The 18,545-nt window shown below is 54.2% G+C and carries 13 protein-coding genes; 5 read left to right on the top strand and 8 right to left on the bottom strand.

Going from position 1 to position 18,545, the window contains the following annotated elements; all coding sequences use genetic code 11:
* Positions 1–12 precede the first annotated feature (12 nt).
* Together ACH5Y9_RS09545 and ACH5Y9_RS09540 are read left to right on the top strand one after the other, a co-directional pair.
* Complete coding sequence (locus ACH5Y9_RS09545; RefSeq protein WP_445369429.1) at positions 13–603, top strand: peroxiredoxin; 591 nt, start codon at positions 13–15, stop codon at positions 601–603.
* Between the two features lie 86 nt (positions 604–689).
* Positions 690–2,330 (top strand): PepSY domain-containing protein, encoded by a 1,641-nt coding sequence (locus tag ACH5Y9_RS09540; RefSeq protein ID WP_445369428.1) that lies wholly within the window; start codon positions 690–692, stop codon positions 2,328–2,330.
* Positions 2,331–2,503: 173 nt separating this feature from the next.
* Here the strand turns inward: ACH5Y9_RS09540 and ACH5Y9_RS09535 are convergent, their stop codons facing one another.
* The 8 genes from ACH5Y9_RS09535 to cysT all read right to left on the bottom strand — a co-directional run bounded on the left by ACH5Y9_RS09535 (position 2,504) and on the right by cysT (position 11,203).
* Positions 2,504–4,147 (bottom strand): family 2A encapsulin nanocompartment cargo protein cysteine desulfurase, encoded by a 1,644-nt coding sequence (locus tag ACH5Y9_RS09535; RefSeq protein WP_445369427.1) that lies wholly within the window; start codon positions 4,145–4,147, stop codon positions 2,504–2,506.
* Entirely contained in the window at positions 4,134–5,051 is a 918-nt protein-coding gene (locus ACH5Y9_RS09530; RefSeq protein WP_020481377.1) for a family 2A encapsulin nanocompartment shell protein, read from the bottom strand. The genes ACH5Y9_RS09535 and ACH5Y9_RS09530 overlap by 14 nt, the downstream gene beginning before the upstream one ends.
* A 98-nt stretch (positions 5,052–5,149) precedes the next feature.
* Positions 5,150–6,079: a serine O-acetyltransferase EpsC gene (gene epsC / locus ACH5Y9_RS09525; protein WP_445369426.1), complete on the bottom strand. Its 930-nt coding sequence runs from the start codon at positions 6,077–6,079 to the stop codon at positions 5,150–5,152.
* The gene (cysK, locus tag ACH5Y9_RS09520) at positions 6,076–7,053 is read right to left on the bottom strand and encodes a cysteine synthase A (RefSeq protein ID WP_445369425.1); all 978 of its coding nucleotides are present in this window, start codon (positions 7,051–7,053) and stop codon (positions 6,076–6,078) included. The genes epsC and cysK overlap by 4 nt, the downstream gene beginning before the upstream one ends.
* 341 nt (positions 7,054–7,394) lie before the next feature.
* On the bottom strand, positions 7,395–8,297 hold the full coding sequence (locus ACH5Y9_RS09515; RefSeq protein WP_445369424.1) for a LysR substrate-binding domain-containing protein: 903 nt from the start codon (positions 8,295–8,297) through the stop codon (positions 7,395–7,397).
* Between the two features lie 106 nt (positions 8,298–8,403).
* Positions 8,404–9,447: a sulfate/molybdate ABC transporter ATP-binding protein gene (locus ACH5Y9_RS09510; RefSeq protein WP_445369423.1), complete on the bottom strand. Its 1,044-nt coding sequence runs from the start codon at positions 9,445–9,447 to the stop codon at positions 8,404–8,406.
* 56 nt (positions 9,448–9,503) lie between these two features.
* Complete coding sequence (cysW, locus tag ACH5Y9_RS09505; protein ID WP_445369422.1) at positions 9,504–10,367, bottom strand: sulfate ABC transporter permease subunit CysW; 864 nt, start codon at positions 10,365–10,367, stop codon at positions 9,504–9,506.
* An 8-nt stretch (positions 10,368–10,375) separates the two neighbouring features.
* On the bottom strand, positions 10,376–11,203 hold the full coding sequence (gene cysT / locus ACH5Y9_RS09500; RefSeq protein WP_445369421.1) for a sulfate ABC transporter permease subunit CysT: 828 nt from the start codon (positions 11,201–11,203) through the stop codon (positions 10,376–10,378).
* A 310-nt stretch (positions 11,204–11,513) separates the two neighbouring features.
* Here cysT and ACH5Y9_RS09495 point away from each other — a divergent pair, with 310 nt between their 5' ends.
* From ACH5Y9_RS09495 to ACH5Y9_RS09485, 3 genes are all read left to right on the top strand, one after another.
* Positions 11,514–11,714 carry a YezD family protein gene (locus ACH5Y9_RS09495; RefSeq protein WP_171695615.1) on the top strand — a complete coding sequence of 67 codons (201 nt, stop codon included), beginning with the start codon at positions 11,514–11,516 and terminating at the stop codon, positions 11,712–11,714.
* Between the two features lie 119 nt (positions 11,715–11,833).
* Entirely contained in the window at positions 11,834–13,342 is a 1,509-nt protein-coding gene (locus ACH5Y9_RS09490; protein ID WP_445369420.1) for an alginate export family protein, read from the top strand.
* A gap of 115 nt (positions 13,343–13,457) precedes the next feature.
* Positions 13,458–18,545 carry a PAS domain S-box protein gene (locus ACH5Y9_RS09485; protein WP_445369419.1) on the top strand — a complete coding sequence of 1,696 codons (5,088 nt, stop codon included), beginning with the start codon at positions 13,458–13,460 and terminating at the stop codon, positions 18,543–18,545.

The raw sequence follows: 18,545 nt of genomic DNA, 5'->3' as shown, positions 1-18,545 counted from the left end.
TATGGAGTTGATATGAAACGTTTTTTCCTGGGTAGCGCACTATTGCTGTTAGTTGCGTTCTCGGCGCTGGCCGGCTTGCAAGAAGGCGATGTGGCACCCGATTTCGAGACGCAAGCCTCGTTTGCCGGCAAGCCGTTTGCCTATTCCTTGAAGGAAGCGCGCGGCAAGGGACCGGTGGTGGTGTATTTCTATCCGACCGCTTACGGGCGCGGCTGCAATATTCAGGCAAGAACTTTTGCGATCAATCACGACAAATTCGCCGCCGCCGGTGCGACGATTGTGGGCGTGTCCTTGGACAGTATCGAGCGGTTGAACGAGTTCTCGGCCGATCCTGATTATTGCGCCAGCAAATTTCCGGTAGCCTCGGATGCGGACGGCAAAATCGCCAACGCTTACGGCTTGAGTGTGGACGAATCAAAAACCGGGCGCTTGGACAGCCGCGGCGTAAAAGTTAATCACGGGGCTATCGCCCGGACCACGTTTGTGGTGGCTGCGGACGGCAAGATCGTCGCCAGCGTCGGCGACTTGCAACCGGCCGAAAATGTCGAAAAGGCCCTAGAGATTGTGCAAGGTTTGGGTAAGTCCGCGCAGGCAGGTCAATAAGGGTTTAAGGAAGGGTTTGGGGGGCGAAGTGCAAAGTAGTTTTCAACGGATAGTGTCATCAACAAAGGGCGTTTAGGAGGGCGGCAATGAAAAAGTCTTTGAATTGGTTGTTATATGAAACCCACCGCTGGCTGGGGGTGGTGTTGGCTTTGTTCATGTTTTTCTGGTTTTTTACCGGCATCGCGATTATCTATTCGACGCCGACTACGCAAAGCCGCAGCCAGCAATTGGCGCACGCGGAGAGCTTGGCACCGGAAGCTGGCTGGTTAAGCCTTGGCGAAGCCTGGGATCGCAGTGCCGAGCAACGCAAGCTGTTCGCCGCGCAACATCAATCCAAGCCGGCCAACATGGGTGAACATGGCGCGCAAGCTAAAACTGAAGCTGGCAATGGGGCCGAAGCGGCTGTTGGTATAGCCGAGGCCCGCTTGGTAAGACGTAACGACGAGCCGTTTTGGCTGGTGGAAGATACCAAAGGCGCGCGCTTTGCGTTGTCCGCACTGGACGGCAGCTTGCGCGAAACTTCAGTGGAGCAGGCGTTACGCATCGCCGACGACTGGTTCAAACGCGAGGGTATTAACCATAATTTGCAAGTAGTGGAAACGGTGGAAGCGCCGATTATTCTGCGCAATCAGGAGGCTTTGCGGCCGTTTCATCGGGTAGCTAGCGACGACGGCGACGAGTTGTTGATTTCGGCGCGTACCGGCGAAGTCTTGCATGCCTCGACCCGTGTCGATAGGGCGTTTTACTATGCCGGCAATTGGCTGCATTTATTCAAACCCCTGGAGGCTATCGGTTTGGGGCAATATCGCCACGATGTGCAATTATGGTCGGGCTTGGGCGCGACTATTGCGTGCATCACCGGTTTGATCATCGGTTGGTTGCGCTGGCGGCCGGGTTTTAACGGCAAGCCAACTTACTCGCAAGGCCGCACGCAACCGTACCGGGAGTTTTGGTTTAAATGGCATTTCTGGAGCGGTTTGATCGGCGGTACTGTGGCGCTGTTCTGGGCGCTGAGCGGATTTATCGACACCAATCCCGGCAAATTATTTTCCGAAGCCAATCCGTCCAGGCAAGAGCTGAACAGATATTTAGGCAAGGTGTTACCCGATGCGATGCGCAATTGGCAGCCCGGTCCGCTTAACAACTCCGATGGCAAGGATGTCGTCGAGTTAGGTTGGCGGCGTTTGGGCGGCGAAGCGGTGTTATTGGCCTATGGTCGCGACGGTCAGCGATTGCCGCAAGCGGTGGATGGGGCGGTTCAGCAATTCAATAAAATCTCGGTAACCGAGGCGATTTTGCGTGTGTCGCAAGATACGCCCATCGCCAGCCAGGAACTCTTGGAAGACTACGACAGCTATTATTACCCGCGCCATCATCAAAGCTTGGTGGAAAAGCCGTTGCCGGTAGTGGTGGTACAGATGGCGGACGCAGCCGGCACCCGGTTTTATCTGGACCCGCAAGACGGTAGCTTGCTAGCTAAGCTAGATCGCAGTCGCCGGGTGTTTCGTTGGCTGTATTCGGGATTGCATCATTGGGATTTCGGTTGGCTGTATCACCGGCCGATCTGGGATGCCTGGATGTTGACTTGGGTGGGTTTCGGTTTGGTATTGGGCGCCAGTTCGCTGGTGGTGGGCTGGAAACGGTTGGTGAAAACCTTTAAGCCGAAAAAACGCAAGGCAGCCTTACCACAGTCGGCGCTGGAACTGGCTACGGAAACCCGTAGTTAAGAAAAATGCTCGGTAACGCCAGGATAATTGGCGTTACCGATAAGCTCAGATATAAGCCGAGAACCAAGATGGTTTTATAGCGGCTTAAGCCCACTTCCTCACGTTGAAAATGTTTTTCCAGCGCCAGTATTTGAGGTCAAGACTGTATGCCGCCTTGACCCCAAAATGTTAGGCTAAAATCGCCGAGAAGTGCACTGCAACCGTTTTAGGGTTGCCGTTAACCTATCGATTTCCTCGTAAGTGTTATAAAACGCCAACGAGGGTCTGACGGTACTTTCCAAGCCAAAGCGGCGCAAGATGGGCTGTGCGCAATGGTGGCCGGAGCGCACGGCGATACCGGCCTCATTCAAGGCTTTACCAATATCTTGAGTGCTATGACCATCCAACACGAACGATGCCACGCTGGTCTTTTCCGGCGCGGTGCCGATCAAACGCAGACCCGGTATGGCTTGCAAGGCATGCATCGCATAAACCAGCAACTCATGCTCGTAGCGGGCTACGTTTTCGATACCGATCTTGTTCAGATATTCCAGCGCCGCCCCCAAGCCCACCGCATCGGCAATATTGCCGGTGCCGGCTTCGAACTTGGCGGGTGCGGGTTGGTAGACGGTTTTCTCGAAGGTGACGTCTTCGATCATATTCCCGCCGCCTTGCCAAGGTTGAGTAGCTTCCAGAACTTCCGCTTTGCCGTACAGCACGCCGATACCGGTCGGACCGAAGATTTTGTGGCCGGAAAACGCCAACCAATCGCAATCCAAGGACTGTACATCAACCTTCAAATGCGACACCGATTGCGCGCCGTCCAGCAATACCTTGGCGCCAGCCCGGTGCGCCAACTCGATCATTTCTTGCGCCGGCGTGACGGTACCTAATGCATTGGAAACTTGCGTAAACGACACCAGCTTGGTTTTGGCATTCAGCAGTTTTTGATACTCGGACAAAATTACTTGGCCGTTATCGTCGACCGGGATCACTCGGAGTACCGCACCGGTTTCCGCGCATAATTGCTGCCAGGGCACGATATTGGCGTGATGTTCCAGCCAGCTGATGACAATTTCGTCGCCCGCGCCAATGTTTTGCTTGCCCCAACTTTTGGCTACCAGATTGATGGCTTCAGTAGCGCCACGCACGAAGACCACTTCATCGGCGGACGAGGCATTGATAAAACGCGCGACGATTTGTCGTGCGCCTTCATAGGCATCGGTAGCTCGTGCCGCCAATTCATGCGCGGCGCGGTGGATGTTGGAGTTTTCGTGCTGATAAAACTCGGAAATCCGATCAATCACCACCTGCGGCTTTTGCGTGGTCGCTGCGTTATCCAGCCAGGCCAGCGGATAACCGTTTACGCGCTCTTGCAAAATCGGAAAGTCTCGCCGCACTGCATGCACATCAAATGGCGGATGCGCAGAACCTAAACCCGGTATTTGCGCCGCGCGTGCCAATGCCGATACGTCGTTTAAAAAATAAAACGATGAAGCGCTGGGCGTGGTGGGTTGGCTTTTACCAAACGGTGTGGCAAGGGCCGTTTGCAAATCCGCTGTACCAGGCAAGGCAAAACTGCGTTGCACCAAGGCTGAGATAGCCGTGTCGTCTATGCCGGGCCGGGAGTCGAAACCGGAACTGACGTTATTGAACGGTACGGCAGTTGCCGCCGAGACCGGCACGGTATCGATGGCTTCGCCAGCATTAGGCACTTCCTGGAAAAACTGATTGGCCAAGCGCGTCAATTCGGCGGCATCCGGCAAGCCCGCGGGCACGGTGCCGCCGCTCAACGCTTGCTGCGCCAGGCCAGCCAGGTCAATGTTATTGGTAGTCATAGTAGTTGCCTATTTCGACGTTCTCCAATACGCCGATGGCGTCCTCGGTCAACACGGCCAGCGAGCAATACAGGGAGACCAGATAGGAGGCGATAGCTTTGTGGTTGATGCCCATGAAACGCACGGATAGGCCCATGCTCAGTTCGTCGGTCAGGTTGGGTTGATACAAACCGACCACGCCTTGACGGCTTTCGCCGGTGCGCAACAACAGGATATTGGTTTTACCGTTGGTAATTTTCAGCTTGTCGGTTGGGATCAAAGGCAGGCCGCGCCAGGTTAAAAATTGTGAACCGAACATGGAAATGGTAGGTGGTGGTGTGCCGCGGCGAGTGGCTTCGCGGCCGAACGCGGCGATGGCGCGTGGGTGGGCCAGGAAGAAGGCGGGTTCTTTCCAAACTCTGGCAATCAACTCGTCCAGGTCGTCCGGGGTTGGCGAGCCTTTGCGGGTTTGCACTTTTTGCGCAGGTGCGACGTTGTTTAACAAGCCGTATTCGGCGTTGTTGATCAGCTCGCTTTCTTGACGCTCTTTGACGGTTTCAATCGTCAACCGCAACTGCTCGTGGATTTGGTTGTAAGGGCTGCTGTACAAATCAGCCACGCGGGTGTGAACGTCCAACACGGTGTTGACGGCGTTCAAGCGATATTCGCGGCCCCATTCTTCGTAATCCACGTAGGTTTGCGGCAGCACTTTTTCGTCCAGGCTCGAGCAATCAACGGCGATGCTGGTTTCGCTTTTAACTTTGTTGACCCGGTAAATACCCGCTTCGACTGGTACCCAGTGCATCAAATGCACCAGCCAGCGCGGGGTGATGGTACCCATCATGGGCACGGTTTTGGTGGCGTTGGATAAGGTGCGCGCAGCGACGTCGCCTAACGCGGTATGGGCTTGATGAATGTCTGACATGGTGATTTTCCTTTTTTAGTGGGTGGTGGTTGGTTAAAGTGTTTTTGCTGACGGATTAATGAATGTTGGTTTGAAAAAGCGCCGATTTGCCGTTGAGATTAAATCCCGCCGCCGCCGGCAAATACTTCCGTGCGATTCTGGCCCTGGCTGACCAGACTGTCCGGTGGCACGCTGTGGGTGAGCCAAACGTTGCCGCCTATCGTCGAACCCCGGCCTATCGTGATGCGGCCCAAAATAGTGGCGCCGGCGTAAATCACCACATCGTCCTCGACGATGGGGTGGCGGGCGTTACCCTTGACCAGAATGCCGTTGTCGTCCTTGTCAAAGCGTTTGGCGCCCAGTGTGACTGCTTGATATAAACGCACCCGGCGGCCAATGACCGCGGTTTCGCCGATTACCACGCCGGTGCCGTGATCGATAAAAAAGCTTTCGCCGATTTGCGCACCAGGATGGATGTCGATCCCAGTGGCGGAATGTGCAACCTCGCTAATGACGCGCGCTACCAGCGGCAAACCTAATTCGTAGAGCACATGCGCCAAGCGGTGATGAATCACAGCGGTAATGCCGGGATAACACACCAACACCTCGTCGGCGCAACGTGCGGCGGGATCGCCTTCGTAAGCGGCTTGAATGTCGCTGTCGATCAATTGCCGCACGCCCGGTAGCTGGGCCGCAAACTGCCGAGTGATTTCTGTCGCTTGACTATGCGTGTCCAGAGACAGGCCTTGCTGTTCGGCGACAAATTGCAATTCCAGGCCGATTTGCCGTTGCAATTGCCGTAGCAGACTATCCAATGTGTGGCCGACAAAATAATCGATGCCTTCGTCAGTCAGGTCGGGCATCCCCAGCCGGTTTGGGAACAGCACCGCGCCCAAATTGTCGACGATTTGGCTCAACACCTTGCGCGAGGGTAATTTGGGTGGATGTTCGCGGCGGTGGCGGCTTTCCAAGGATTGCAGACGCAGTTCGCGTAGTTCGGCGACCAGTGCATCGATTTCCCAGCGTTGGCCGTTTTCAGTTAAGGTCATAGCGCCACACCTTGCGGGTCGAATAGGCCTTCGAACAAGGCCGAGCTCAAGTAGCGCTCGCCGGAGTCCGGCAAGATGACCACAATCGTTTTGCCTTCGTGTTCCGGACGCTTTGCCACCCGCACCGCCGCAGCCACGGCCGCACCGCAGGAAATGCCGGCGAGAATGCCTTCCTCGCGGGCCAGACGGCGGGCATAGGTTATGGCATCGTCGTTACTGACCAGGGCAATTTCGTCAACCAGAGACAAATCCAATACTTCCGGCACAAATCCCGCACCGATGCCCTGAATCTTGTGCGGTGCGGGCTGCAGGGGTACACCGGCGCGGAATTGGGTCAAGATCGGACTGGCTTCGGGTTCTACTGCTACCGAAATGATCGGTTTGCGCTGATTGAATTTGATATAGCGCGAAACCCCGGTAATGGTGCCGCCGGTGCCGACGCCGGACACCAAAATGTCGATAGCGCCGTCGCTGTCGGTCCAGATTTCCGGGCCGGTGGTCAGTTCGTGGATGGTTGGATTGGCGGGATTTTTAAACTGTTGCAGCAATACGTAGCGGTCCGGATCGGATGCGGCAATTTCTTCGGCTTTGGTGATTGCGCCTTTCATACCCTTGGCGCCCTCGGTGAGGACCAGTTTGGCGCCGTAAGCCACCAATAATTTGCGCCGTTCCAGACTCATCGTCTCCGGCATCGTCAACGTCAACGGAATACCGCGGGCGGCGGCCACGAAGGCCAGGGCGATACCGGTATTGCCGCTGGTCGGTTCTATCAATTCTTTGCCGTCGGCGAGCAGGCCGCGCTGCTGGGCGTCGTTGATCATCGCCGCACCGATGCGGCATTTCACGGAATAGGCTGGATTGCGGCCTTCAATCTTGGCCAGCAAAGTCACCGGCGCACCGTCGGTAATGCGGTTTAGCCGGACTAATGGGGTGTTGCCTATCGATTGCGAGTTATCTGGATACCAATGCGTCATGGCGGTATTACTCCCTGTCGGTTTTCTGCGGGCCAAAAAAAAGCCAGCAGCCTGCTTATGAGTTCAGGCGTACTGGCTTCCGGTGGTCCGGTCAGCGATTTTTTTTAAAGTACTTGGTTTAAACGAAGGCTGTCAATACAGGTGCGGGCAGCTTAGGTTTGTGTAATGCCTATTTGAGATATATAAATCTAAAAATATGATTTACCTCGTTGCAACGGGCTTGCTGCGGTGGGTGGGTTGTTTGTAAGTCTTTGTTTTTGCGTGAAGTAGCGCAAAGGCAAAATTTTTAGGGCAGCTCTTATGATAAATATGGAAATCAAAACCAAAATTCGTGCCGGATTTTAATATTGATGCTCCTTGGTGGCTTTGGAAAGCAGCTCGTTAATGAAATATTGCAAATAAGTTGGTAGATATAATTGCTTCAAGTAAGCAATTTTCGTCACCGAGCGGGGGATCAGGTGTGACAAATCCCTGGCGACCAAATCATTGTCGTTGCGCGATTCATACGACGTGCCGGCGATAATCCCCACGCCCAAACCCAATCTGACATAGGTTTTGATGATGTCGGAATCGGCGGCTGACAGGGTGATGTCCAGCTCTTTACCGGCGTTCTTAAAGGCTTTTTCGATGGTCGAACGGCCGGTATAGCCTTGCGAGTAAGTTAAAATCGGAAATGCGGCCAGCCGGCCCAAGGTCACATCGCCTTGCGCCAAGGGGTGATGGCGCGGCACTACGGCAATGTGCTGCCATTCGTAGCAGGATTTGACGACCAGTTTCTCGTCCTCGTCCAGCTTTTCGGTGCAGATGGCAATATCGGCCCGATGCTGATGGAGTTGTTCGATCAATTCTTGCGGCGAAGATTGCACCATATAAATGGTAATGCCCGGATATTTTTCCCGGAACTTTTGCACCGGTTCCGGCAGCAAGTACTTGGCTTGAGTATGGGTGGTGGCAATATGTAAAGCGCCGTTGCGATTCTCGCGAAAGTCGTCGGCTATCGACAGGATGTTCTTTTTGGCCTGATTGATCCTGTCCACCTGTTCCATCACCTGCTCACCCAGCGGGGTCAGGCCCAGCAGTTTTTTGCCGTGGCGTTCGTACAAAGGAGAGCCCAATTCCTCCTCCAGTAACTGCAATTGCCGGTTGGCAGCCGACTGCACGACATGCATGATTTCCGCGGCTTTGGATTGGTTGAACTGGGTGTCCTTCAGGACACGCAATAATTCAAGCTGATTTAGATTCATATCGGTCTTTCCATGGGGTGATTTGAGCGATGGGCAACAATCGCGAACCGGGTCAAATCCCGGTACCGGGCTATGTTTGGCATAGCCCGAACTATGAGGGGTGCTGTCAATTAAACCAATGCGCTTGTTTGATATGCACCGCCACGCGGTCGCCCTTGTTTAAATTCAGTTGTTTGAAGCGTTCGTTGGGCATCTCCGCAAACAGCGTCGCACCGGAACCGTTATGTTGCGGATTGAACAGTTCGATGCGTATTGTCGCGCCCAGATGTTGCCAGTCCTTCAAGGTTACCGGCGAGCCGGAGGCTTCTTCGGCTTTGACGATGTCGATATGATGCGGGCGGACGTGCGCGAAGATGCCTTGCGGTTTTTCCGCTAGAATCCCTGCGCGTTGCAGCCAGTTGCTTTCGGTTTCCGATAGATCGAAGACGTTGGTTTGGCCAATGAATTTAGAGACGAAGGCATTGGCCGGATGATCGTAAATATCGGCCGGGGCGCCTTGTTGCTCGATACGGCCTTGATTCAATACGACTACCTGACTGGCGACTTCCATCGCTTCTTCCTGATCGTGGGTCACAAAAATACTGGTGACATGCAATTCCTGATGCAGATTACGCAGCCATTGCCGCAGATCTTTGCGCACGCTGGCATCCAGCGCGCCGAACGGTTCGTCCAGCAACAATACGCTGGGTTCTACGGCCAGGGCTCTAGCTAAAGCTATCCGCTGCCGTTGGCCGCCCGATAATTGATCCGGGAAGCGGTCGGCCAGCCAATCCAGTTGCACCAACTCCAACAAAGAGTGCACTTTTTTGCTGATAAAGGCTTCGGTAGGCCGTTCCTTGCGCGGCTTGACTCGCAAACCGAAAGCGATGTTGTCGAACACCGTCATATGCCGGAACAAGGCGTAATGTTGAAACACAAAACCGATACCGCGCCGGCTGACATGTTGCTCGGTCTTGTCTTCGCCGCTGAGTAGAACCCGGCCGAAATCCGGAGTTTCCAGGCCGGCGATGATCCGTAACAAGGTGGTTTTGCCGCAGCCTGATGGGCCCAATAGGGCTACCAGTTCGCCTTCCGGAATTTCCAGGCTGACGTCGTACAAGGCGGCAAATTTGCCGAAGTTTTTGCTGATGTTGTTTAGCAGAATACTCATGTTTTTATCTCAATACCGGATGTTAAGCGCCTTAGAATGTCGGCGTATTTTCGTCTTTAGGCTCTGGCCTGCTTCCATTCCAAAAAGCTTTTCAATATCAGCGTGACAATAGCCAGGCCGGCCAGAATCGACGCGCTGGAAAACGCGCCGATCACGTCGTAATCGTTGTAACTGACTTCCACATGCAAGGGCAGGGTGTTGGTCACGCCGCGAATATGCCCGGATACCACCGATACCGCGCCGAATTCACCCATAGCCCGGGCGTTGCACAACAACACGCCGTAAAGCAAAGCCCATTTGATATTGGGTAAAGTCACTTTAAAGAAAGTCTGCCAGCCGCTGGCACCCAGCGATAGCGCCGCTTCTTCTTCCTCGTTGCCCATTTCCTGCATCAGTGGAATCAGTTCGCGCGCCACAAACGGGAAGGTGATAAAAATGGTCGCCAGCACGATGCCGGGCACCGCGAAAATGATCTTGATGTCATGGGCGGAAAACCATTGCCCAAACCAGCCTTGGGCGCCGAACATCAGGACAAAAATCAGGCCGGAAATAATCGGGGAAACCGAAAAGGGCAGATCTATCAAGGTGGTCAATAAGCTTTTGCCCCAGAACTCGAAGCGGGTGATCGCCCAAGCCGCGGCGATACCGAATACGGTATTCAGCGGGACCGTAATCACCGCCACCAGCAAGGTCAGTTGCATGGCGGCAACAGCGTCTGGTTGCGCAAGCGCCGTCCAATACGCTTGCCAACCTTTGGAGAAGGCCTGATACAACACCAAGCCCAGTGGCACACATAGAAACAACACAATAAAACCCACCGCTATGCCAACCAGGCCCCTGCGCACCCAAAACGGATCGTGCAGTGCTTTGAAGTGTGCTTGGCCGCTGGCGTCGCTAATCACATGAACATTGGCGTGCATGATGTCTCCTAAATTTGCCCGGAGCGGCGGCGCGCCCAGAGCTGCAATAAATTAACGATCAGTAGCAATAAAAACGACACCAGCAGCATCGTCAGTGCAATGGCCGTCGCCCCGGCATATTGGTATTGTTCCAGTTTGGTGATGATCAATAACGGGACGATTTCCGAGACATAAGGCAGATTGCCGGCGATAAAGATCACCGAACCGTACTCGCCAACCCCGCGGGCAAACGCCAGCGATACGCCGGTTAACAGTGCCGGAAAAATGTTGGGAAAGATCACCTGGGCAAACACTTGTAAGCGAGTAGCGCCCAGACTGGATGCGGCTTCTTCCATTGTGGTATCAAATTCCTGCAATACCGGCTCGATGGTCCGCACCACAAAAGGAATGCCGATAAAAATCAATGCCACCACAATCCCCAGCGGCTTGTAAGCCACTTGCACGCCCAATGAGCTCATCAACCATTTACCCAGCATGCCGCTGGGCTGAAAGATGGTTGCCAGGATCACGCCGGCTACCGCCGTCGGTAAGGCAAACGGTAGGTCAATTAAAGCGTCTAAAAAGCGCTTGCCGGGAAAGGGATAGCGCACCAACACCCAGGCGATGACAAATCCGAATACGCCCGCGACCAAGGCGGCAATCAGCGACGTACCGAAGCTGACCCGAAACGACGATACCACTCGGTTATTGCTAATAATGTCCACATACTCGCCCCAGCTCAGCTGCAAGCTTTTAAAAACCAGGGTGCTCAAGGGAATCACTACCACCAGTCCGAGATAGAACAAGGTGTAGGCCAGTGCCGGTCGAAAGCCCGGCATGATATTGCTTTGGGTCATGGTGTTTCTCTGGAAACAGTCAGTAGGTGCTAACAGGATAGAGAAACTTAAATGCCAACGGAAATGATATAAATTGAATTGATAATCTTTTATTTAGATAACAAGCGGGCGAATTTTGGCTATTGCGGCCAGGATGGGAGGGTAAATATTCGCCATGTCATATATCCAATTAACAGATATATATTTCTGTTTATATCGTTTTCAATCGCTTTGTGGTTTTCTTACCATTTGTCCCACGGTCATTGGCGCTAATGCTGCCAAGACAAGGATTCATCAAACCACGATAACCCACCATACCTCAGGAGGCTATATGGCGATTGAACTTAACGGCCATGCATTGAAGCAAGGCGATAACAAGGAGATTGCATTGCAAATCGCGACGATTGTGCAGGATATTCGGTTTGGCTCGGTTGAAGTCGTGATTCACGACGGCCGCATCGTCCAGATCGACAAGCGCGAACGTTTTCGGCTGGGCCAGCAAAAAGATTCTGCATTAGCGGGTTCCAACTAGACTAAGGCTAACGCCGCTAAATAGTTGTTCGCTTGTTGCCACTCAGCCAAAGGACGGCGAGATGAGCAGAATCTTTTTGTGTACCGGTCATTAACTACTCTAAACCCACAGTTACCCACATGAAACGACCTTTAATTTATACAGTACGGGCAGCAGGTGCACTTGGCTTGTTGCTGGCTTGGCCGGTCCTGGTCAACGCCGAAGATTATTATGTCCCGACCAAAGGCTATCGCGTCGAACCTGCGCCAACCGATCCGCCTTTGTACGTGCGCAATTTGAGTAAAACCCAGTTCGAGCAATTTCGCGATGTGAAATGGCTGGATGTCGGGCTGGATTTTCGGACCCGCTACGAATACCGCGAAAACGACTTTAGGCCGCAACGCTCGGGCACCTCAGAGTGGCGGCCCGATGCCGATAACCTGTGGCTGCTCAGGACCCGCGCCTACGTCGGCATCAAAGAAATCCTCGATCCGTTACGCTTTGCGGTCGAAATGGAGGATGCGCGCAGTTATAACGGTTTGTACCCGAAAACCGATGCCGATGTGAACGAGTTTGAGATGATCCAGGGCTATGGTGAGTTGTATTTCGCCAATGCCTTAGGCCATAACCGGCCCCTCAGTATTCGTGCCGGCCGTATGCACTTGGAATTGCTGGATAGGCGTTTGATTGGTAACAACGAGTTCCGTAACACCACCAACAACTTCGAAGGTTACCGGGTACACTTCGGCAAGAAGCAGAATGACTGGGATTTGGATACTTTTGCCTTGCAACCGGTGGAGCGCTACAAATACGAATTCGACCAACCAGATGAAGATACCTGGATCTACGGCGCCGTACTCAGCCTGAAACAATGGTCCGAGTTTGTCACCATCCAGCCTTATTTCCTGGGGCGCAAAACCGACGGTGATCCCGCCAACCGGGTGGCAGCCAATCGCAAGGCCAGTATGGATATTTATGCGCCGGGTCTTAGGGCTTATGGTTTTTTCGGCGGCGGCTTTGATTTCGATGCCGACATTAACAAACAATTCGGGCGCTTCGGTTCCTTGTCCGGGACGCGGGAGACCTTACGCCAGCACGACGCCTTGGCCTACTCTTTGGAATTAGGTTACAGCTTCGACCACGATTGGAAACCCCGCGCCAGTGTCTATTACGGCTACGGCACGGGCGATAAAAACGCCGGCGACAACATCAACCAACGCTTCGATGCCTTCTACGGCTTTAACCAACCCTGGTCGCGGAATGATTATTTCTCCTGGGACAATATCATCGCACCGAAGGCCAGATTGGAATTCACACCCTATCCAGACGTGCGTATCGATACCGGCTACAACGCTTACTGGGAGGAAAGTGCAGCCGGTGGCTGGAACCGGGCCGGCTTGCGCGACACCACGGGCCGCAGCGGGACTTTCCTGGGACACGAGTTTGATATTCGCCTGCGCCATAAACTCAATGCCTATGTGGATTGGAGCATGAGCTATGCGCGCTTCACGCCTGGCGACTTCACCGAAGCCAGAGCCGCAGGCGTGTCGCAAGGCGGGCAGGGCGCTTATACCAACGAACCGAGTAATTTCTTCTATTTCGAAGTATCTTTAAACGCCTTTGGCGATGGTAAGCCTACTTACAAATAAACACTCCCGCCGGCGCGGGTGCGACAACGTTTAAGAACCCGGCCAATAAGTAGCCGGGCTATTTAAATTAGAAATCCCCCAGGCAGTCGCTATACTCTCAGCACGAGGAGGGTTTATGCGTGAAGCAATGGCGCCTGCATGGCTGAGATGGATAGCTGTTGCCGGGCTTTATATCGTAACGGCCAGATTGGCTTTGTTGTATTTCGCGCCCAATGGCAGTGCCAGTGTGTTTTTTATTGCCAGCGGGCTGGCATTGGCGGCCATTTTGCTGGGCGGCCGCCACTATGTCTGGGCAATATTCATCGGGGCCTTGGCGCTTAATCTGTGGCAAGGCAAAGCGTTATTGAGCGCGACCAGCATATCAATTGGTAGTACCTTCGGCGCCTGGTCCGGCGCTTGGTTGCTGCAGCGCATCCGCGGCTTCGACCGTTCTCTGAAAACGCTGCGCGATTATCTGATGCTGATAAGTGTAGGCGGCGTTGTCGCTTGTTCGTTGACTGCGGCAATCGGCACGTTGACTTTGTTTGCTGGCGGATTTATCGGCGAGGAGGCTGTGCTTTCCTCGCTGCTACATTGGTGGATGGGCGATACGCTGGGCGTGATATTGGTTACGCCGCTGATTTTGGTCTGGACTAACAGTGCCTGCAAGCTGCAGGGGGCTAAAGCGTTCAGCGAAGCCATGATGATTATTACGCTGAACTTTTTGGTGGGGCAGTTGGTGTTTCTCGACTGGTTTCACGACAGCCTCGGCGCTTACGCGAAAAGTTACTGGATATTTCTATTTGTCAGTTGGGCGGCTGTTCGGCTTGGCAACCGCGCTACCACGCTGATTTTGGTCGTTACCGCCACACAGGCCATGTTCGGCTTGGTTTGGCGACGTTCCGGCCTGACCGATCCCAGCTTGGGCGATAATCACGAAATCAACTATTGGTTTTTCATGGTGGTGCTATCGGTAGTGGGCATGGCGCTGGCCTGCTATTTTTCCGAGCGGCAAAGGGCCTTGGAAACCTTGGCCGAAAAAGAAGATTTGCTACGCACCCTGTTAAAGGCCATGCCTGACAAAATATGGCTGAAAGATCCCGACGGCGTTTACCTGCTGTGTAACCCGAGCTTCGAACCCCTGTACGGCAAGCCTGAACAGCTTATCGTCGGCAAGACCGATTACGATTTTGTCAGCCGCGAAAAAGCCGATACATACCGCGAACAGGATGCTAAAGCCATCGCCGCCGGCGAGCCTATCCGCAATCAGGACTGGATAAGCTACGCCGACGGCAAGCATAAGGCGCTCTACGAAACCATTAAAACCCCGGTTAATTCCTGCGACGGCAAATTGATCGGCGTGCTGGGCATGGCCCGAGACATTAGCCAACTGCATGCAACGCAGATCGCCTTAAACGAGCGCATCAAGGAACAAAAATGTCTGCACGCGGTTTTTCGCGCCACCGAGGATTTAGAAAAGCCTTTGCCGGAGGTGCTACAGCGCGTTGTTGACTTATTACCTGCCGGTTGGCTTTGTCCCGAAGCAACCGCTGCCCGCATGGAATGGGACGGCCAAAGCTATTTCAGCGGCGATTTCAAAAATTCCAGCAGCTTACTGACCGTACCCATTCAAATCGATGGTATAGCGTCCGGCAGTATCTCGGTCGCTAATCTGCAACCGCAGCCCGAGCATCCGGACGATCAGTTTTTAGGCGAAGAACGGCTCTTGCTCGATGCCGTGGCGGAACGGGTGAGTAGCTTTATAAAACGCCGGATCATCGAGGAAAAAGCCAGAAATCGTGAGCGGATTTTCAGCGCCATCGTCTCGCAGGCCACCGATGCGATTACGCTAATTGATGCCGAAACTTTTGAGTTCATCGAATTCAATGATGCCGCCTGCCAACACTTGGGGTATAGCCGCGGGGAATTCGCTGGCTTGCGCCTGCCGGATATTCAGGGCGAATTCGACGCTGCCCAGGTTCGCCAAATTGCAGACGATTTCATGCAAGCCGGCGGTGCGCAATTTGATACCTTGCGCCGTCACAAGAACGGTACATTGTTGAATGTCCATGTCAGCATCAAGGTGATTGAAATCAGAGGCCGTAATTATTTGTCCCTGATTTGGTCGGACATTACGGAACGCAAGCAGATCGAGCAACAATTCCGCCACCTTTTTGATCACAACCCGGCGCCGATGTTGGTCTACGAGCGCGGCACGCTGGCCATGGTCGCGGTGAATGATGCGTTTATCCAGTTATATGGCTACAGCCAAACTGAAATCGTCGCACTCAAACTCACCGATCTGTTCCCTGAACAACAGCGACAAGCCATTGCAAGCTTGGCGGCCAGTCTGCGCGGTTTTGCCTATATCGGCGAGTGGCAGCATCTTCTTAAAGACGGCCGGGTAATCGACATCATCGTTCGCTCGCACGACATCCATTTTTCCGAGCGTGACTGTCGGGTGGCGGTGATTACCGACATTACCGAACTGAAACAGGCGGAAGCGGAACTGCGGAAACTGTGGCTTGCGGTGGAGCAAAGCCCCAACAGCATCGTCATCACCAATCTGCAAGCGGAAATCGAGTACGTCAATCAGCACTTTACGGCGGTCACCGGCTATAGCCGTGAGGAAGCCATCCGCCAAAATCCGCGGATACTGCAATCCGGGCACACCGGTCAGGCCACTTACGACGAGATGTGGCATACCCTGACCCAAGGTAAAAGCTGGTCCGGCGAATTGATTAACCGCCGTAAGGACGGCAGCGAATACGTCGAATGGGCGCAGATCACGCCGGTAAGGCAAGCGGACGGTGCCGTCACTCACTATCTGGCCATTAAGGAGGACATTACCGAGAAAAAACGGGTGGAGAGCGAACTGGATTCTTATCGCCACCATCTGGAAGAGCTGGTGGCGGCGCGCACCGTAGAACTGGAACAAGCCCGGCAGGCTGCGGAAGCCGCTACGCTGGCGAAGAGCCAGTTCCTGGCCAATATGAGCCACGAAATCCGCACGCCGATGAATGCGATTTTGGGTATGTTGTATCTGGCGCTGAAGCAGGATTTACCCTCAACCTTGCATAACCATTTGACCAAGGCGCAGAGCGCGGCGCACTCGCTGTTGGGTATCATCAACGATATTCTGGACTTCTCTAAAATCGAAGCCGGTAAGCTGGAATTTGAGTCTACCGAGTTTGCGCTGGATAGAGTGCTGGAACAACTCACCGATGCTATCGGCCTACAGGCTGAGCAAAAAGGCGTGGAGTTTTTAATTCGCTACGATGTGAATATCCCCGCCACCTTAAGAGGCGATCCGCTACGCTTAAAACAGGTGCTGCTCAACCTGTGCGGCAATGCCATCAAATTTACCGAACGCGGGGAAGTGGAATTGGCGTTCCGGATGCTCAGTAAAAAGGCTGATGCGATCATTTTGCAGATTTCGGTTCGCGATACCGGCATCGGCATGGATCGTGAGTTGCAAGGACGTTTATTTCAGAAGTTTACCCAGGCCGACCAGTCCACTACCCGGAAGTTTGGCGGCACCGGCTTAGGCTTGGCGATCAGTAAGCATCTGGTGGAACTGATGGGCGGCAGGATCTGGCTGGAAGATTCGCAACCCGGCCAGGGCACGACGATTTGTTGCACGGTGCAACTGCACATTGCCCAACAGGCCGAGGCGCGTCGCCGGGAATTGCTGGATCAGACCGGATCGTTACTGAAAGGCATCCGGGTGCTGGTGGTGGACGACAACGACATTTCCCGAGAAATACTCGCGGAAATGTTGCGATTTTTTCAGTTGGACGTCAGCGTGGCCGAGGATGGCGCCACTGCGATTCGTTTGCTGGAAACCGCTTCCGAGCATCCCTTCGATCTGGTGTTGATGGACTGGCGGATGCCCGGCATGAATGGTGACGAAGCGACCCGGCGGATTCATGCCGATGCGGCCATTGTGCTGCAGCCTAAGGTGATCATGGTCACCGCATACGGCCGCGAAGACGTGATGTTGCTGGCACACCAAGCCGGGGTGGACGGTTTTCTGATCAAGCCGGTTTCGCCGTCGTCACTGTTGGATAGCATGCTGTCGGCATTGGGGCGCAGCGACGTCCTAGACAGGCAGGAGTCGCCGTATGCCGCCGCTCAGGCGCCGCCGAATTTGCTTGGCCGCCACGTTTTATTGGTGGAAGATAACGCTATCAATCGCGAATTTGCTGTCGAATTGTTGCGCAGTATGAATATCGCGGCGGATGAGGCGGTAAACGGGGAAGAAGCGTTGGCGATGGTGCAGCGGTATCAGTACGATTGCATATTGATGGACATCCAGATGCCGGTGATGGACGGTCTGGAGGCCACGCGGCGGATTCGCGCTTTGGCCGGGCAGGCAGGGGGAGAACGCTTCGCCAGTTTGCCGATTATCGCTATGACCGCGTTGGCAATGGCTCGCGATGCCGAGGAAAGTCGGGCGGCGGGCATGAACGACCACATAACCAAACCAGTGGAACCGCAAAGCTTGTTTTCCTGTTTGGCAAAATGGCTGCCTGCCGCTTCTACCGATACGCTGGCAGAGACATATGCGGTCAATGAAGCGCCGGCACGGGTGGTTTGTTCTCCCGAGTTATTGGGCCTGCAAAGTTTGCAAGTCAGCGAGGGTATTCGCCGCATCGGCGGAAAGGAAGCGGCTTACCGCAAACAACTCAGACGGTTTCGCGAACATTACGCCAACGCAGTGGACGAATTACAGCGTATATTGCAAACCGATAATCTCACGGCCGCTGAAAATTATTGTCATTCCTTGAAAGGCGTAGCCGGCAATATCGGCGCCAATGCGTTTTACGAGTGCATTGCCGGCATCGATGCCGGGCTTAAACAACAGCAACGGCCTGCCGCGGAACACATTGAGCAGCTGCGCGACTTATTGCAACAAGTGATGACCGACATCGATAGTCTTACCCCGCCGCCGACGCCGGCCGAATTGCCGGCACAACCGCTATCGGTCGAGGCCATAAGCGCTAAAATTACCCGCTTAATGGCTGTGTTGGAAAGCGATTTAGGCGCAGCCGAAGCGTTAATCGGCGATTTACGCAAGGGTACGGCCGGAAGCGAGTTCGAAGCCGATTTCGAGGCGATTGCCGCCGAGGTCGATGCGTTTAACATAGATCAAGCCATCGCTATGTTGGTGGCGGTGCAACAACGCCTGCTGGCTGGGCCATCATTAGAGCAGCGAGATTAA

The sequence above is a fragment of the Methylomonas sp. BW4-1 genome (genome assembly GCF_052474385.1).
This window is presented reverse-complemented; position numbering and strand designations above follow the sequence as displayed.

Excerpts from the sequence above, each read along its gene's own strand:
- ACH5Y9_RS09545 (WP_445369429.1), top strand. The coding sequence starts at position 13 with ATGAAACGTTTTTTCCTGGGTAGCGCACTATTGCTGTTAGTTGCGTTC.
- ACH5Y9_RS09540 (WP_445369428.1), top strand. The coding sequence starts at position 690 with ATGAAAAAGTCTTTGAATTGGTTGTTATATGAAACCCACCGCTGGCTG.
- ACH5Y9_RS09535 (WP_445369427.1), bottom strand. The coding sequence starts at position 4,147 with ATGACTACCAATAACATTGACCTGGCTGGCCTGGCGCAGCAAGCGTTG.
- ACH5Y9_RS09530 (WP_020481377.1), bottom strand. The coding sequence starts at position 5,051 with ATGTCAGACATTCATCAAGCCCATACCGCGTTAGGCGACGTCGCTGCG.
- epsC (WP_445369426.1), bottom strand. The coding sequence starts at position 6,079 with ATGACCTTAACTGAAAACGGCCAACGCTGGGAAATCGATGCACTGGTC.
- cysK (WP_445369425.1), bottom strand. The coding sequence starts at position 7,053 with ATGACGCATTGGTATCCAGATAACTCGCAATCGATAGGCAACACCCCA.
- ACH5Y9_RS09515 (WP_445369424.1), bottom strand. The coding sequence starts at position 8,297 with ATGAATCTAAATCAGCTTGAATTATTGCGTGTCCTGAAGGACACCCAG.
- ACH5Y9_RS09510 (WP_445369423.1), bottom strand. The coding sequence starts at position 9,447 with ATGAGTATTCTGCTAAACAACATCAGCAAAAACTTCGGCAAATTTGCC.
- cysW (WP_445369422.1), bottom strand. The coding sequence starts at position 10,367 with ATGCACGCCAATGTTCATGTGATTAGCGACGCCAGCGGCCAAGCACAC.
- cysT (WP_445369421.1), bottom strand. The coding sequence starts at position 11,203 with ATGACCCAAAGCAATATCATGCCGGGCTTTCGACCGGCACTGGCCTAC.
- ACH5Y9_RS09495 (WP_171695615.1), top strand. The coding sequence starts at position 11,514 with ATGGCGATTGAACTTAACGGCCATGCATTGAAGCAAGGCGATAACAAG.
- ACH5Y9_RS09490 (WP_445369420.1), top strand. The coding sequence starts at position 11,834 with ATGAAACGACCTTTAATTTATACAGTACGGGCAGCAGGTGCACTTGGC.
- ACH5Y9_RS09485 (WP_445369419.1), top strand. The coding sequence starts at position 13,458 with ATGCGTGAAGCAATGGCGCCTGCATGGCTGAGATGGATAGCTGTTGCC.